This window comes from Enterococcus sp. AMC1252, assembly GCF_058216515.1.
Genome location: NZ_CM177097.1, coordinates 3,378,889 through 3,395,733 on the forward strand (window position 1 = coordinate 3,378,889; position 16,845 = coordinate 3,395,733).

Annotated in this window: 16 protein-coding genes; 6 read left to right on the forward strand and 10 right to left on the reverse strand. The window is 35.2% G+C overall.

The genetic code is table 11. The features are described from left to right. Positions 1–72: 72 nt before the first annotated feature. From AC4BB5_RS16015 to AC4BB5_RS16050, 8 genes are all read right to left on the reverse strand, one after another. Entirely contained in the window at positions 73–1,269 is a 1,197-nt protein-coding gene (locus AC4BB5_RS16015) for a DUF998 domain-containing protein (RefSeq protein ID WP_490457063.1), read from the reverse strand. A gap of 154 nt (positions 1,270–1,423) precedes the next feature. Then, on the reverse strand, positions 1,424–1,876 hold the full coding sequence (locus AC4BB5_RS16020) for a GNAT family N-acetyltransferase (protein ID WP_490457064.1): 453 nt from the start codon (positions 1,874–1,876) through the stop codon (positions 1,424–1,426). A gap of 173 nt (positions 1,877–2,049) precedes the next feature. Beyond that, positions 2,050–2,325 carry a hypothetical protein gene (locus tag AC4BB5_RS16025; protein WP_490457065.1) on the reverse strand — a complete coding sequence of 92 codons (276 nt, stop codon included), beginning with the start codon at positions 2,323–2,325 and terminating at the stop codon, positions 2,050–2,052. 352 nt (positions 2,326–2,677) lie between these two features. Beyond that, on the reverse strand, positions 2,678–3,781 hold the full coding sequence (locus AC4BB5_RS16030) for an NADH-dependent flavin oxidoreductase (protein ID WP_490457066.1): 1,104 nt from the start codon (positions 3,779–3,781) through the stop codon (positions 2,678–2,680). A gap of 86 nt (positions 3,782–3,867) precedes the next feature. Further along, entirely contained in the window at positions 3,868–4,236 is a 369-nt protein-coding gene (locus AC4BB5_RS16035) for a MarR family winged helix-turn-helix transcriptional regulator (protein WP_490457067.1), read from the reverse strand. A gap of 144 nt (positions 4,237–4,380) precedes the next feature. Continuing rightward, positions 4,381–5,694, reverse strand: coding sequence for an NCS2 family permease (locus AC4BB5_RS16040; protein WP_490457068.1), 1,314 nt, complete (start codon positions 5,692–5,694; stop codon positions 4,381–4,383). 245 nt (positions 5,695–5,939) lie between these two features. After that, positions 5,940–6,869, reverse strand: coding sequence for a DUF4767 domain-containing protein (locus AC4BB5_RS16045; protein ID WP_490457069.1), 930 nt, complete (start codon positions 6,867–6,869; stop codon positions 5,940–5,942). 243 nt (positions 6,870–7,112) lie between these two features. Further along, entirely contained in the window at positions 7,113–8,018 is a 906-nt protein-coding gene (locus AC4BB5_RS16050; RefSeq protein WP_490457070.1) for a phosphatase PAP2 family protein, read from the reverse strand. A 455-nt stretch (positions 8,019–8,473) separates the two neighbouring features. On the opposite strand from AC4BB5_RS16050, the gene AC4BB5_RS16055 reads away from it, so the two are divergent. From AC4BB5_RS16055 to AC4BB5_RS16075, 5 genes are all read left to right on the forward strand, one after another. After that, on the forward strand, positions 8,474–11,191 hold the full coding sequence (locus tag AC4BB5_RS16055; RefSeq protein ID WP_490457071.1) for a YfhO family protein: 2,718 nt from the start codon (positions 8,474–8,476) through the stop codon (positions 11,189–11,191). 588 nt (positions 11,192–11,779) lie between these two features. Continuing rightward, positions 11,780–12,187, forward strand: a complete 408-nt coding sequence (locus AC4BB5_RS16060; RefSeq protein WP_490457072.1) for a hypothetical protein — start codon at positions 11,780–11,782, stop codon at positions 12,185–12,187. Further along, positions 12,188–13,444, forward strand: coding sequence for an alpha/beta hydrolase family protein (locus AC4BB5_RS16065; protein WP_490457073.1), 1,257 nt, complete (start codon positions 12,188–12,190; stop codon positions 13,442–13,444). A 21-nt stretch (positions 13,445–13,465) separates the two neighbouring features. Next, entirely contained in the window at positions 13,466–13,711 is a 246-nt protein-coding gene (locus AC4BB5_RS16070; protein ID WP_490457074.1) for a hypothetical protein, read from the forward strand. An 81-nt stretch (positions 13,712–13,792) separates the two neighbouring features. Then, a complete protein-coding gene (locus AC4BB5_RS16075) occupies positions 13,793–14,077 on the forward strand; it encodes a hypothetical protein (protein WP_490457075.1) in 285 nt (94 codons plus the stop codon). Positions 14,078–14,240: 163 nt separating this feature from the next. On the opposite strand, the gene AC4BB5_RS16080 is transcribed toward AC4BB5_RS16075, so the two are convergent. Further along, positions 14,241–14,891 carry a DUF998 domain-containing protein gene (locus AC4BB5_RS16080; RefSeq protein ID WP_490457076.1) on the reverse strand — a complete coding sequence of 217 codons (651 nt, stop codon included), beginning with the start codon at positions 14,889–14,891 and terminating at the stop codon, positions 14,241–14,243. A gap of 141 nt (positions 14,892–15,032) precedes the next feature. Further along, the gene (locus AC4BB5_RS16085; protein ID WP_490457077.1) at positions 15,033–15,653 is read right to left on the reverse strand and encodes a helix-turn-helix domain-containing protein; all 621 of its coding nucleotides are present in this window, start codon (positions 15,651–15,653) and stop codon (positions 15,033–15,035) included. Positions 15,654–15,970: 317 nt separating this feature from the next. Between AC4BB5_RS16085 and AC4BB5_RS16090 the strand changes: the two genes are divergently transcribed. Next, positions 15,971–16,843, forward strand: coding sequence for an alpha/beta hydrolase (locus AC4BB5_RS16090; protein WP_490457078.1), 873 nt, complete (start codon positions 15,971–15,973; stop codon positions 16,841–16,843). Positions 16,844–16,845: the final 2 nt, after the last annotated feature.

Sequence of the window (16,845 nt, forward strand, 5' to 3'; positions counted from 1 at the left end):
AAAATAAGGGTAAAGCGAAACATTTCAGCTTCGTTCTCCCCTTATTTCTTCTACTCATCTCAAGAAATGTTCTTACTCATCTGTGACTTGTTTTTCAGAGTCCAATTTAATCTTGACTTGAAATGTGTTGTTGATATTTTGCGTCATTTTTTGCAAATTCTGTAGTAATAAAACGATCCAGCTGAATGCTAACATAAATGATAATAACTCAAACGCTGTCAGTGAAAGATAGCTCGTCCATTGAAATAATACAACTACTACCACTAACGTCGCTGCGATCATATAAGAAATCGACAAAAATTCCTTACTGACATTAGGTAATAACCATTTTATCCCTACAATTAAAACGACGATCAAATAAACGAGATAACCTGCCACTTGATTATGAACGCCTTGAAAAGGACCTGTTTCTGTATAAGGAAATAAGCCAACCGCGCCAAGATCTAGAGCTGTTAAAGTTAACAGAACTCGTAGAATTGTCAACCGTTTACTATGAGGAATTGCCTTTTGTAGCTCTACAAATAAGCAATCGATCAGTGCCACCATCAATAAAGAAGAGAACATCAACGTTACATTGAACTGCCAGCTACTTTTCGCTTCAATTGTTCCTAAAAAGCTAAAGTTAAATTGCCACCACTGATAATCTTTATTTGTAATCATAGCCAACAAAACACCGCCAATGATGACAAAAATCAAGAGGTTTGTTAGTTTTGCTGGTGTGATCGATAGTGCTGAATAAATCATAAAATAGTTGACCAATGCTACAAATACAAAGAACAACAATGTCGCTGTATAGCGGTCAAATGTTGCACCGACAAAGACTAATCCGATGACTTTGAAAAAAACTAACAATGAAAAAACCAATATAACAATAAAAGACAATAAGATTGTCGGAAAATTACGCCAGTAAATATCTTTTGATTTAGTCGTGACTTGATTTCTTTTGCCTTTAATAAAAAAAAGTATGAAGCTGAAAACACCAATCAAAACACCGAAAGAAAGAACAAAATTTGCAATAGAATAAGTGCCCACTAACGCAATTTGTGTTTTGTCAGCATAAAATAAATAACCTAAAAATAATATACTGATGACCGTCGTTGGGATCAAAAACCATCTCAGAGAAAGTGTCTGGTTTCCAGTAACTTTCTTTTTCGGTTCGATTACTATTTTTTGATCTTTAATACTTAACGTAACCTCTGTTTCATTCTCTAGATCAAATTCTTCCACTATTTTTTCCGGCAGTGCTATACTAAACTGCTTTTCTTCCATAACCATTCCCCCTATACATAACTAAACATCTCATAAATATTATAGATTTCTTGAATTTAAAAGCAATCAATATGTTCATCGTTTCAATTCATTCAAAAACCTACTCTAAGTTTTACCTTTTCGTGTATGCTCACTTTTTTGTTGAAAAGGTTCACTAAAGTTGCTTCTTCATGCAAATACATAAATCATCTCCAATAAACTCCCCATAATTTGGAACGATCTGGTACCCATATCTTTCATAAAATTTAATTGCCTCGTTCATTTCCTTACCAGTTTCCAGAACGACCTGTCGATAACCTTTCTCCAATATATCCATTTCTAATGCTTGGAGAATTTCCCCAGCAGCCCCATTTCCACGGCTCTTTTTCTTTGTAAACATTCGTTTTATTTCTGGTGTTCGCTCATCTAAAAGCTTCCAGCAACCACAGCCAATCGCTTCTTTGTTCTCATAAGCGACAATTGCACACCTCATCTCTGCTAGATTATGATGGCTTTGATAGTTCTGTGCTACGTCTTGCCCCCACTCCTCGTCAAAAAAATCATTTAACTCCTTTACTAAATCTAACAAATCTGGATTAGTCATAGCTACCCGTTTTATTTTGATCATCGTTAAACACCTCTACTTTTTCATTCATCTTAGTAATGTAATTCTACTTTACTACTACTCAAAACTCAAAGTAATACAAAAAAGAATCGCCTGCCAATTTTGACAAACGATCTTCACTACCCTAATTCTCATTATTAAAAACATCACAAGGAATCAAACGCTTTCAAAAACACTTATAGACCACCTAAGCTTGCTAAATAAAAATCCAATGTATAAAAACGATAATCACTTTTAGAAAATTTTGATTTTTTATCTTGTAATTGCTCTATTAACTCTAAGCGATCTTGCTCTGATACTTCTTCCCAATCCTCATTTCCCATTCTACAATACAATCTAAACGGTAATTCAACGTCCACACGAACTTCTAAAAATCCATCAGGTTCCCCCAATCCATGATATTCAACATCCGTGATAATCTCACCTACATAGTTCAGATATTTTTTACTCATTACGCCCAACCTCCTAATATTTTTCTACAAAACAATTGTACTAATTTTTTCAATACTTGACGGTTCCCTACATTAAAACAGACTCTTTATTTTTCTTTACAGGAGCGCTTTGCCTTTACTATCCCTATCCTTCTCCCCCTTTAATTAAAAACAATAACATACTTTTGAACACAATTATTTATCCACTTTAAACAAAAAAAATCAAGAGGCCAGGACATAACTCTATGAGTTACATCCCAGCCTCAAGGAATCCGAATAAACGGTGGACGCAGAAGCAACTCCTTCTGTCCCAACCTCTCAATATCAGGAAATCTGAATACTCAGTCTAAGAAGATAAAATTTCTTCTTAGGTTTATTTAAGTCGTTCAGGCATCATTACTTCTAGAAATCCTAAAACACCGTTACTAATTTTCAAATCATCTTGATCATAGTGGGAAAGCTCCGTCCTAATCAAATGATCTTGTCCGTCTAAAACTTTTTGCGCCCAATGTGGATCAATCAAAATTGCCCTACCTACAGCTACTAAGTCTGCAGTTGCCAAAATTTCTTTTGCGTCTGTTCCATTCCTGATATCACCTACACCGATAAGCGGAAGACGGTCATTGATTGTTTCTTTTATATACGCAATGATTGGTTTTTCATTAAACGCATCACTAACTGAATGATTTCTATAATTACTAACAGACAAATGTAAATAATCCAACGGTTTATTAGCTAATAGATTCACTAAAAATAACGTATCGCTCAAACGAATACCAGGTTCTTCATATTCTTCAGGCGAAAAACGATATCCAACAACAAAATCTGTCACTCCTGACTGATCAACGACTTCTGTTACACCATCAACTAAATCGTTGATAAATTTGATTCTTTTTTCTAATGAGCCGCCCCAATCATCAGTCCGTCTGTTAGAATGCGGGGAGAAAAACTGTTGAATCAAATAAGTGTTTGCTCCATGGATTTCAACACCATCAAACCCAGCTTTAATTGCTCTTTCGGTCGCTTTTTTGAAACTTTCTAAAATTTCTAAAATTTCTTCTTCTGTTAGTGCTCTTGGAACTTGTGCATCTGGTCGTTCAGCTGCAACCGCGCTTGGTGCAACTGGTTGAAGACCATTCAAGACTTTTGAATCTGTCATCCGTCCAGCATGAAAAATTTGTAAAATTGCTTTTGTGTGATTTTTCTTAATTGCTGCAGCTAGTTTGGACAGTCCTGGGATAAAGCGATCATCATACACGCCTAGCTCACCCTCCCAGCCTTTTCCTCCTTCATGAACATTAGCCGCCGCAGTAATAAATGCGCCTACTTCACCAGTCCGTAATGCATAATGATCAATTTCATCATTAGTTATAACACCATCAAAAAAAGACATCTTCGTGGTCATTGGCGCAACAACAATTCTATTTTTCAAATGTAATCCTCTTTTAAATGTTAAACCTGCTTCTAAATTATTCATTAAAATTCTCCTCCTATACATTTGCATGCACATGCAACTATATTCATAATAAAGAAAAGAAGACTAAAATGCAACTTTTTAGTCTTCTAAGAAAAATACTCTTTTAGCACATGTTCCACATCCTGCTCTATAGTAGATAATAATTTTGCGCCTTCATGCGTTAGATCTACGTAAACTCCACGTTTGTCGTCCGTACAAATTCGTCTTTCAATAACGGACGGACTCTTTTCTTCCAACCTATTGATCAAACGAGACAATGCACTCTGACTCAAGCATAAATAATTTCCTAAATCATTCAGCCTCATGTGACAACCGTTTTGTTTAAGCTGATACAAAGCATAATATTCGCTTGTCGTCAGCTGACTATTCTTCTTTAACATTTCTTCTAGTTTTTTTTCAACAATAGATTGCTTCTTTGCATAATCCAACCATTGTGATATAAGAGGCATTTCCATTTGATCGTCCCTCACAGTCTATTTCTCTTCAACTATTTATATTTTGCTTGTTTTTAGAGTAAAAGTCAAAATTTTAAGAAACTTTCGGATAAAACAAAAGCCATGGATCGCAATCACATGGCTTTACTCTACGCACTCTTTTAATTAATTAGCATTTAGAATCCACATGAACCCCACAAAAACAAAGAACAATCCGTACATGATCGGAGACACTTCTTTGCCACGTTTTGCAGCAATCATTGTGATTGGATAGAAGATAAACCCAAGTGCAATTCCATCAGAAATACTGTAAGTTAAAGGCATTCCTAGAAGAATCAAGAAGGAAGGAATCGCAATTTCCATTTCTTTCCATTTGATTTGGCTAAGTGATTGTGCCATTAAAACACCAACTACAATTAACGCTGGCGCTGTCACTTGAGACGTTACCACTGAAAGCAATGGAGAGAAGAATAGCCCAACGATGAAGAACAGACCTGTTGTCACAGCTGTCAATCCAGAACGTCCGCCCACAGCAATTCCAGCTGAAGATTCTACATACGCTCCAACAGGTGAAGTCCCTAAAAGCGATCCAGCTAACATAGCTGTTGAATCCGCAGCCAGAGCTTTCCCTACACGAGGCATCTTATTATCTTTCATAAAACCCGCCTGATTTGCTAAACCTACTAATGTTCCTGCAGTATCAAAGAAGGTCACTAATAAGAACGTCAACACTACGACCCATAACTGTATTGAATTGATATCTCCAACATGTTTTAAAGCAACTAAAAAAGTTGGTTTAAGACTAGGAGCACTTGAAATAATTTTAGCAGGTGCTTCAATTAGTCCTGTTACCAAACCTAAAATTGTCGTTGCTGTCATTCCAATAAAAATACCACCCGGCACACGACGTACCATCATGATAGCCGTAATTGCTAGTCCAAAAATAGTCAGCCAAGTCGTCCCCACATTTAATGGCCCTAACGCAACTAATGTTGCTTCATTAGAAACAATGATTCCACCTTCACTTAGACCTAGAAAAGCGATGAATAGACCGATCCCACCAGAGATAGCATATTTTAAATCTGCCGGTATAGCATCAATGATTAACTCGCGTAATTTAAAAACAGTGATCATAATGAAAATCAAAGAAGCTACAAAGACCCCTGCTAAAGCGGTCTCCCACGGAACACCCATCCCTACACAGACAGAATAAGCAAAAAAGGCATTGATTCCAAGTGCAGGTGCTGTCGCAATCGGATACTTAGCAAAAATCCCCATTAAAATACAACCCAAAGCGCTTGCTAAAGCCGTCGCAGTAAAGACTGCTCCTTCGTCCATTCCAGAAGCGCCCAATACAGTCGGATTGACAAATAGAATATACGCCATAGAAATAAAGGTCGTAAACCCAGCGAGAAACTCACGTTTAACAGTGGTATTCAATTTTTCAATCTCAAAATAGGAAACAATTTTTTCTTTCATTTAATATCCTCCTAAAAGTTCTAACAATAAAGAAAAAGTTCGGAAAAAGTGCTATAAAACACTTAAACAACGTGTTTAATCATATAATAAACGAAACGATAAGTAAATAAAAAAGTTTAAACCCCCTCTAAAGACGAACGTTTATCCTCTACTCTAATATAATAGCTCCTCAAGTAGTAAAGAGGCTGGGACACAACTCTTCGAGTTATCCCCCAGCCCTAATTACTTTATTCCCTCACTCTTTATCAGTTACCTACAATTTGGGCAAAACCATTTATCAAATCTGCATTTTGTGTATTATCAAAATACAATACATGTTCATTATTGCCTTGATTTTGCATAGTAATCAATACGGAAGGCTGTCCATTGAATATCACAAATAAATAAAGATGATTCCCCATCTCTTTTTTAGGTACAGCTGTATCAATGTCAGAATAAATCCCCACTACATTATGAGTATTTGCTGTCATACCATCGTAAGACCATTGGATTGGCACACCGTCGTAGGTATTATTGCTAAGAACACTTGGGTAATAAGTCCCATAAAAACTAACTTCATTACCAGGATAATACTCTCGATAATTTTGTCCCATTGTCGTTCCCCAACTAGCCATAAAAGCTGCCAATTCTGCTTTTTTCTGAGGGTTCCACTTTGGAGAAGTGGCGTTTTCAACTGCAGGCTTTGTTTCGGTTGTTTCTACTTGTGACTCGGCTTCCTTTACTTTTTCAGCCTCTTTTTTATCCTCTTGACGGTCTCTGATGATTTCCTTGTTGATCTCTTCGGCTAAATCTTTACCATATTGCTTTAGTGACTCTGAGCCTTCTTTAGCATCCGTTAATTCTGTCAACTTTTTCAATGCTTTAGAGTAATCTTTTTTCTCTTTCAGTAAAACAACCTCTTTATAAAGTTTAGATTGTTCGATCAAATTAGAGGCTTCCTTACTGTCTTTTTTATATTCTAATGCTAATTGGAAAGCTGCTATTGCTTTAGATATATCTTTATCTACTATTGCTTCTTTTCCTTTTGCCATAGCTGAATCATACTCTGATTGTTTTGTATCACTAGTCGTAGTAGTCACATCACTAGTCGTTGAAGTTGTCCCTTTATCATTTGAACACCCTGTCACCAAACCAACAATCAATAATGAACTTACCCCAATCAATAACTTTTTCATGCCCGCACATCCCTTTTAGTATTTGCATTTCTCCTCTCCACATTATCTATTACTACTCTCTTTATGACAAGCTTTGTTGCCACTATTTTTAATAAAGCAATAGTTCCAATTCCCCATTTCATTCATCGTATCATTGCATTCATAGTCTTATAAACCATCTACATAATTCACACGAATCTAAAAAACTGAAAAAACAAACAAATGATTGTTCGTTTTTTCAGCTACCAGTTTATTTTTATTTTTTTAGTCTATAAGCTTTAACTGCGCACATCTCGTTCCAACAAAGACAAGAAAAATAATAATGAATGCCCCCATCGTTGCATCACTAAAGAAATGACACCCTAATAGTACTCTGCTGATTGCTGTAACAGTCCCCAAAGTCACACCAAAAATTAGTAATCGCTTACGTAGCTTAGTGTTTTTAGGACTGGCATACAGAGGGAAGAAAATGGCAAACATACTTTCACAAGAATGACCCGACGGAAATGACTTATGTCCAGTTGGACCATTCATTTTGTACCATGGAGTAAAATTATCTTGAATAGCATTTAGCTCGTAGGGACGAACACGTCCCCACAAGATTTTGATCTCTTCTACACACATTAGATAAACAAAAGCTACCGCAATACCTAAAATAGCCACACGCATCAATCGATCAAGCTCTTCTGTAGTTTTATGGCTTAGCCATTTTTGAATCATCACTGTCGCTATAGCAAAAACCACTAGGCAAATGATGATATTAATAAATGTCGGTAGTGTTGGATTGATTCCACCATCATTATTCGCTTGACCGATAGGAAGATTGTGTTTTACATTTTGAATTGATGATAGCGTATACTGAATAGCAAATTTTAAATAATACCAGATTCCATACATAGACAGCCCCACTCCAGCGATAACAATCAATAGTTTTGCAATCAAAGGTTGACTCGATCGAACCGTGTAATGCATGATGATTTCCCCACTCATCATAATCACGACGCCTACTGGGAAGCAAGCATAATTTTGTAAAAACGTTGCAATGTAAGAATTTTGACTCATCACTGCATTTGAGATTGCTAAATCCCCAAACGTACCAATCCCAAGTAAAACTACAAAAATAGAGATAACAATTGCAATTCTTCTACTATCTGACATTCTTTCCAACATTTTTAATTCCTCCTAAATTTAAAAGTCTAACGGGCTCGTTATGCTCTGACGAAAAAATTGACTGAGGTGCTTTATGCCTCTTTCCATTTTTATCTTTTTTCCGATTTGTTGTCCATAAAACTATCTATATTCATAAATCACTTCCACGTATTAGTGTACCATTTACTATTTTTAAATATCATACATTTTGTCTGTTTTCGTATAAATAAAAAGACATTAATCATCTGCTGTAATCCTTTTAAGGACAAAAAAAGAACCTCAGTAAAATTTCTTTCCCGAGGTTCTTTCACTCACTATTCTGTAAAATGTTATTTGTACTCTTATACTAATCGCTCTGCCATCTAAAACCGTAGCAATTATTAACTTAGTAGAAATTACGCTATACATATGCTTGTAAATTTATTATACTTTTGAAAGAATGAATTTATTATCGTTACAATATGGAGGAGCTTAATTTGAACCGTTTGAAAAACAAAAAGACGCTAAAATATTATAGTTTATTAAGTGCATCATTATGGATCGTTATCCTTAGTATATACATTTGGTGGGCAGTAGCAGGCAAAGCCATGGTGGAATATTGGGACGGACAATCCCAACACTTTTTATCCTTTGTTTATTTTGGTGAGTATGTAAGAGATGCTTTCAAAAGTGTCCTAGTAGACCATAATTTTAATTTACCAATGTACGATTTTAGCATCGGGTATGGGCAGGATATCTTGGGAACACTTCATTATTATATCATTGGCGATCCCTTCTCAATTTTAGCAGTTCTAGCTAAACCTAAATATGCAGAATTAGCTTTTTCTTTTGCAATCATGTTTCGACTTTTTTTATCAGGCATCTCCTTTTCAGTCTTTGCTCGCGCAAAAAACTTTAGTTATTTTCAAAGTTTTATTGGCACGTTTGTCTATGTTTTTTCTGGGTTTGCAATCATTGCAGCTTCTAGACACCCCTATTTCATAAATCCTATGATTTACTTGCCACTTTTATGTTTAGGTGTCGATCATATTCTTGAAAAAAAAGGATACAAGCTATTTATATTCATGGTATTTATTTCCATAATAAGTAATTTTTACTTTTTTTACATGTTAACGATCTTAGTCTTCTTTTATGCTATCTATAGATATTTGGAACTATATTCCATTAAAAATCTAAAGCAATTATTTTCGTTATTGACTCAATCAATTATCAGTTACCTTATTGGTGTCTTGATGGGAGCAGTTATTTTTATACCTGTAGTCAGTCAATTTTTAAATACAGGACGTGGTACTGCGAAAGCAACTATTGAACTGTTGTATCCCAAACAGTTTTACATCGGTTTTATCAATAATTTCATTTCACCGACGTATACTGGCGGCTCATGGACTCTGACTTCTTACTTACCGATAATCATGATTATTTTTGCCTATATCGTGTATAATCTCAAGGTTAAAAAAGAAGCAAGAAAAGATTTTATAGTCCTTGGTTTCATGACACTGTTACTTCTATTTCCATATGTCGGAAGCTTTTTTAATGGTTTTTCCTATAGTACCAATCGTTGGGTTTTTGGTTATTCATTTTTATGGGCTTTTCTTACAGCAAAATATTTACCTAAAATAATTTCTAATATAGAAGCTCATGGTGGTAAAAAGCGACTTTTAAAAATTAGCTCTATTGTTTTAGTTATATGCTTGCTTTTTGCTTTAGCAAATATCCACAAAACCGTTCAACCATTTATTGGTATTGTCTTTTTATTGTTGTATTTAATAGTCCTGTTATTGTCTAACACTATTAGAACAGCTAAAATACTAATTAGTATTCTAACTGTCTTCAATGCAATCGTATTCGGAGCCTTTCATTCTAATATAAAAATAAACCCAGGTATTTTTAATAGTTACACAAATGAAAATATTGTTAAAAATGACTACTGGGCACCTAAAAGCTCAGCTATAGCAGATATTCAAAACAAAGACAAAGATTGGTTCCGCTATGAGCTCTCTAAAGAAAACTATAGAACTGAAATAAACAATGCGGCAATCCGAAATACCAACAGTACTAATTTTTACTTTAGTTTATCGAATAAAAATATCTTTTCATTTAATAAAAATATTGGTAATGCTATTCATAATGATTACGAGTACTACGGCTTAGATAGTAGAGCTGAGCTAGGAACTTTAGCAAATAGTAAATATTATGCGAAAGAATCAACCACTAGCGCTCAATACGTCCCCTATGGTTATGTATATTTAAAAACAATCAAAAAAGGACCGAAAGATATTGAAATATACGAAAACACGAATTTTTTACCCTTCGGCTATACGTATGATTCTTACATTGATATAGACAATCAAGACACAACCCCTATGCAACTGATGAACAGTATGACTAGCAGTGTCATTGTTAACAAAGATATATCAGGTCTAAAACAAAATAAATTAACGCAAAAAGATATCAAGAAGTTAGATTACCAAGTAACTGCTACTAAAGATGTCCAAATGACAGGAAATCAATACACTGTTTCTGCCCCTAACGGAGAAATCACATTAACCATCAAGAATGATATAGGGAGTCTTCCTAATACGTATCTTTTCTTAAATATGCAAGGAATCGACTTCCCTAATGTCAAACACGGTCTATTTGGATTTAGCGGTACTATGAATGAAACTAATTTGAAAGCAACTTATGGAACACTGCTAAAAGATTTTATTTACCGTAATAAGTATCAAGGTTGGTATGTAGGGATAGAAGATTCTTTAATGAATTTAGGTCCTGTAATAGACTCGAACAAAGTAAAAATAACTTTTAAAAATCCTGGAGTGTATAAATTTAAATCAATCGATTTATTTACCAGAGATTATACAGATCTAGCTTCAACTACTTCTGAGCTAAGAAAAGATACGCTTCAAGATGTCGACTTCGGTACAAACAGTATCACTGGAAAAATAAACTTAGACAAAGAAAAGCTTCTTTTATTAACGGTCCCTTATGACAAGGGTTGGACTGCATATGATAATGGCAAAAAAGTACCCATTGTCAAATCTAATTTTATGTACTCAGGACTAGTGCTCAACAAAGGAGATCATCAGATCCAATTAAAATACAGGACTCCTGGATTGACAATAGGTATCATTCTGACTTTGATTGGTTGGGGAATATTTATTCTAATAATTATCAAAGACAGCAAAAAAGACTGATTCGCCTCAACTGAAAAGCGTGTTTGAGAGGTCAATCCTAAGAAAAAATAGAAGACCGAAAATCTAAAAAAAGATTTTCAGTCTTCTATTTTCTAGTTTACCGGAAGGTTCATCTTTGTTTACTAGCCTATTGAGAAAATATTATCTATAAAAAATTGCTATGTTGACGATTTATGCTATTTCGGACATAAGCAAGACGAGAAACAGTCCACACACAAATCACTTAGCACTGACAGCTCCCACTATTTTTGGTACAAATTTTCTTGATGCTCTTCTTAAATTGAACTTACTATTCTAATCAACCTTAATTTGAGCACCCTCTTTAGCGTTTGTTCCTCCTGTTTAACAGAATGCTGCCCCAATAGTTAACGGAAAAGCAGACACCTCACAAGTAGTGATTGCTTACGCAGGAACGAATCAATCGGACGATTTAGATATAGCGACAGATCTACAAACAGTTGGCTGACTTGACTTGTGTTAATAGAGATAACGATAAGTTGTAAATTAAATAACGCTATTTATAATTTTTAATAAAAGCATATGATATTATGTTACAATTAATTTACCATCTATCTTTAGGAGGATATAATGAATAAACGAATTGCTATAATCGTTGGAATTATTACTATAGTGCTTATTGGATTTGGAGGGAAATTATATATGGATAAAAAAGCAGAAGAAAAAGCTAAAGAAGAACAACGAAATTTATTGGAAACAGAAAAAGAATCTGTAATTGTTTTAAAACAAACATTTGTTAATATTAAAGCAATAAAATTTGTAAAGAGTAGTGGTCCAGATCCAAAAACAGGCTCTTATCATATGAGGATAAAAATGACAAATACACAGGAGAAATCAACAGAGTTTACTTATAGCTATTGGAAAAGAGATAGGGATATAGGAAGTTACGGAATTGAAAATGAGCAAGTTCAGATTGCAGGCATCACTATTGGTAATATTCAAGTTACTTATTCCAATGGTCTGGAGGGAACTATTTAAATGATTACCGAAAAAGCTTATAGAGAAATGAGCGAAGAAGTTTACTTATTAGATCCTAAACATAAAGATTATGATTCAACATTAAGAAAAGGGAGTACACGGGTATTTAATGGAGTTAGGCATGAAATCCTCGATGTGGAGCATATATCAGACAACGGAATGCAAGCAATGGCCGTCGCCCCAATAGTTAACGGAAAAGCAGACACCTCACAAGTAGTGATTGCTTACGCAGGAACGAATCAATCGGACGATTTAGATATAGCGACAGATCTACAAACAGTTGGTGCAGGAAGCGATAAACTGAAATCGTTTGATTGGTTTGGAGCACCCGAAATGGTGGACGCCCAATCTGTCACAGCCCAACAATTCGCAAACTCGATTAGAAATCAGTATCCTTTTGCAACAATTACAACGACAGGGCATTCTTTAGGCGAAAGTTTAGCATTTTACATTGCCGCAGAAAACAAATGGCTTAACGTAGGATTCAATGGTCCTTATGCTGGAAGCATGATGTCAAAAGATGGAAAAAAATGGGCAAAAGACAACCCAGGCATGTTTTATAACTATCGCAATAGGAACGATGCTATCGGAGGACTTCGAGTTACCGGTCGAGAGTTTGCCATTATTATTGATATGGAAAAAGACAAAAAGATGGCGGATCGATTTGGTGGCGCTTACCATAGTCTGGCTATGTGGGAATTTGATAAAAAAACGGGTCGATTGCTAATTCCTGACAATGAGTTCAATGTAAAAGCAATTAAAAAAAGAGCTGAGAATGATAAACAGCAGTTGCTAGGTGTTCTTAGTAGCACACAAGCATGGATGAAGTTTTTGCGAAATAAGTTAAAGAAAAGTGGTGGCGGTTTATCAGCCAATGAAGCGATTTTCTTAGACAGCGTTGAAGCACTCCTTGTGTTAAATGCGCAAATGAGTACGGTCAATGCAACGTTTTTAGAGGCAGAAAGTTTCCTTCGTCGGCAAACAGAAAAAGCAGAACAATCTTGGCAAAAATCATTAGAAGCAGGAATAACATTAGGGCATGATTTAAGCGAACCAGAAGTACTAGATGCACTCGAATCTATAGGGGTCAGTAAATCCATCATTTCAGATCAACCTAAAGAGAGAAACGAATCGAAAATTGCTGAATACAAAGAGATCGCAAGCAGTTGTGATACGCTCAAAACAGAAATTCATGGAAGTATTGAAAAACTATTATCTGTTGATCAACAATTAGCGAAACAATTTCAACCAGACTAACTGTAAAGGAATGCGTTAAGAATGGATAAAGAAGAAGAACTAAAGCTAGAGTATCTGAAAGAAGTGCGTATATGTGAGGAAAAAGAAGATCAGTTAGCTTGGAACAAAACAAAAGTATTTCAAGAAATAGATGACTATGTCAAGGAAACTGAGTATTGGGCAGGTAGACTCCCTTTTGGTCGTGAAGCCATATCTGAAGCGTATCATCATTTTCAAAATGAATCGTTGGAGTTAGAGGATCGATTTCATCAGGAACGAAAAAAATAATGAACGAGCTGGAAGAGTTAGAAGAGAACTATAGAAAAGAATTACGTAATTTAGAAAATTAAAAGGAGGCTTTTAGAAGACATGGCAGAGCTATTCACTGATGAAATTCTTGATGAAGCTGGATTAAAGGAGCTTAGAAAAGCGAGACAAAAAAATAACATCCGTTCTTTCGTTGGGACGGCCGTACTCATGGATCACGTGGCAAGAGAACAAGAAGTAAAATCAATTACTGATACGTACATAAATGAATTGAAAAGTTCTTTAGAGAGTTTATCAAGTAATTTAAGCAGCTCTCTAAAAGGACAAGCCGGAAAAAAAGTAAAAGAAGCAATAAAACAGCAGGCCTCAAAAATCCAATCGATATAAGGGAAACTGGCTTGCCCACAAGCTCACCAGTTCATTGAAAAGCACATGGGTCACTCAAGCCAAAGAAAGCATTCAAAAAAACAGAAACCTTTATTTAACAGGGTTTCTTTTTTAATTTATAGATAGACCATGGCTTACAAAGTGATTGTCTCATTAATAAGCTCTAAGCTGTAACTTTCCCATTTTTGATTTGATCTAGAGCAAAAACCACTATCGGTAAATAGTTAAAAATAAAACTGACCCGTTGCCAAAGACCGATTTGATTCAGCACTGGCAGCTGATTGATTGCAGGAATACGGGCTAGACCATAAATACTAGCAAACAAGAAACTAATCAGCAATAAAATGAAATACATCTTGCTATGAGTCACTTCCCTCTGCTTTCGATAAAGTAAAAATAACATGAAAGGAAACAATAAAAATCCAACATAGCCTAAACCTGAGCCTATATTATGAATCCAAGTAGAGAGAGTCCAAGTTGACTGATCAGTATCGATGCTAAACAATCCGGTGAAAATACAATCTCCCACACCATACAAGCCAATGGCCAAAGTTAGTATCCCTGCCATTAGACTTGAAGTACTGCTAAAGGTTTGATACACTGCGGGACTTGCTAAGACAAAGAACAGACCTGATATCACTGACCAAATCAAAAACACTTGGCGAACCGGACTAGTTATACCACCGAATACACTGATCACCATCGTCAGTTGATTCATTTTTGGATAAAATAGCCCTAGAATATAAGGTGTTAAAAAATCACTTACTACACCCAATAATAAAAAATGAGCGCCATATCTTTTTAAAATAGCCATTTTGTTCCTCCTAAGCCAATGTCTTCTAGCGGTTCTGCTCTCTAATTATACGTAATTGCAGAATATTTCGATAATCTTTATTCTTTAAAATAGCCAAAAAGTCGGATCATCGATTGTAGTATTTGACCGTATAGCACATGATTACGCTAATATTTCCTTTAATATTTTCTCACCGTTTAACGCAGCATACTCTTTTTTAGGAATAACCGTCACTGGAATCTCAGGAAATTTATGTTTGATTTCCTCCCTCGCATAACTAAGTTCGGGACATAATAAAATATGATCTGCCTCTTTGCCTTTTTCATCGATTTTAGAAACGCTATACGCTTGGATCGTGACATCTATATTTTTATTTTTTGCCAGATTATTCATCTTTGTCACTAATAATCCCGTATACATTTCATAATCAGTCATCATACTAGTAATACTGAAAACTAGAATTTTTTTCAGTCCAGTGTTGATTTTTCTTCCATTAAAAATCGGCTCATCATCAATCGTAATTTCCTTTTTCATGTCCGTTTTGCCTTCCTTCTTTGAAAAGAGAGCGTTAAAAAAAGAGTCCTTATTATTTCCTAAAATCTTATCCGTAGAAATTTGAAAATACTTGCTGAGCTTTACCAACGTATCCAAATCAGGACAGCTCTTATCGAGTTCCCATTTTGAAACAGTTTGAGGTGTGACATTAAGAAATTCAGCTAGTTCTCTTTGCGTTATTTTCTTTGACTCTCTCAATTCTTTTAGTTTATTTCCTATTGCTACCACAAGCATATCCTCCTAGAATAGATTTGAGCAATCAACAATTGGTTGAATCCACGCTATTTCTTCTCAACTGTTGGTTGAATTAAAAAAAATGATGTTCTATAAGTCTATTATAGCAATAAACGTCTAAAAAGCTCCCCCTACTTTGTTTCCCTTTCTATGATTATTCTATTTTTTTCTCATGCTTTCAATTTAGACAGTATCATCGAACTATCTAAAAAAATGAAAGCAATTTTGTTTCCAACTTCCATTAGTAAACGTTTGCAATTATAATACAAGTAGCAAAAATTAGAAACATACTTAATTTGGAGGTAATAACTATGCTTAATTTTGATATCCCAACAATGAGGAAGAACATACGTAAAATTGACGAAAAGCGTGATGCCGGTTTAACTGAGCCTGATTCGCTAGAAAAAATCAAGAATCTATCTTATGGTCCTTATGGCATAGAAAATACTTTTGATATCTACTACCCCAAAAACACTGACCAGTGTTTGCCGACAATCGTCAATATCCATGGCGGCGGTTTTTTCTATGGTGATAAAGAACTTTATCGTTTCTACACAATGTATTTAGCGACACAAGGATTCACCGTAGTAAACTTCAATTATCGATTAGCACCAGACCATCAATACCCTGCACCTTTGGAAGATATCAATACTTTGATGAATTGGTTGATCCAACATGGAAGTAACTATTATGTCGATTTGGATCAGCTCTTTTTGATCGGAGATAGCGCTGGTGGCCAACTGGTGGAACAATATACCGTGCTGACTAGTAATGCAACCTATGCACAAAAATTTAAGTTTGAGATTGCATCTGTCCAATTTAAAGCAGTAGCTTCAAATTGTGGTGCATACTTTATTGGTCAAAACAACGCTATCAATCAAGATTTTCCATTTTACTTTGGTGAAACAGTAACACCTACACTTAAGGAACAATTTCCGGTGGAAAGCTATATTACTGCGGATTTCCCACCTGCCTTTATTGCAACTGCTACACACGATCCTCTAAGAGAGGTTGCTCAACCCTTTGCAGATTTATTAATATCAAAAGGCGTTGAAACAACTTGTAAAATTTACGCTAATCAAGATAATACTGAGTTGGGACATGTTTTTCATCTAAATCAAAAAAGTAAGATCGCTACACAATGTAATGAAGCTGAACTTGCTTTTTTCAAGCGTTTTCTTTAAGC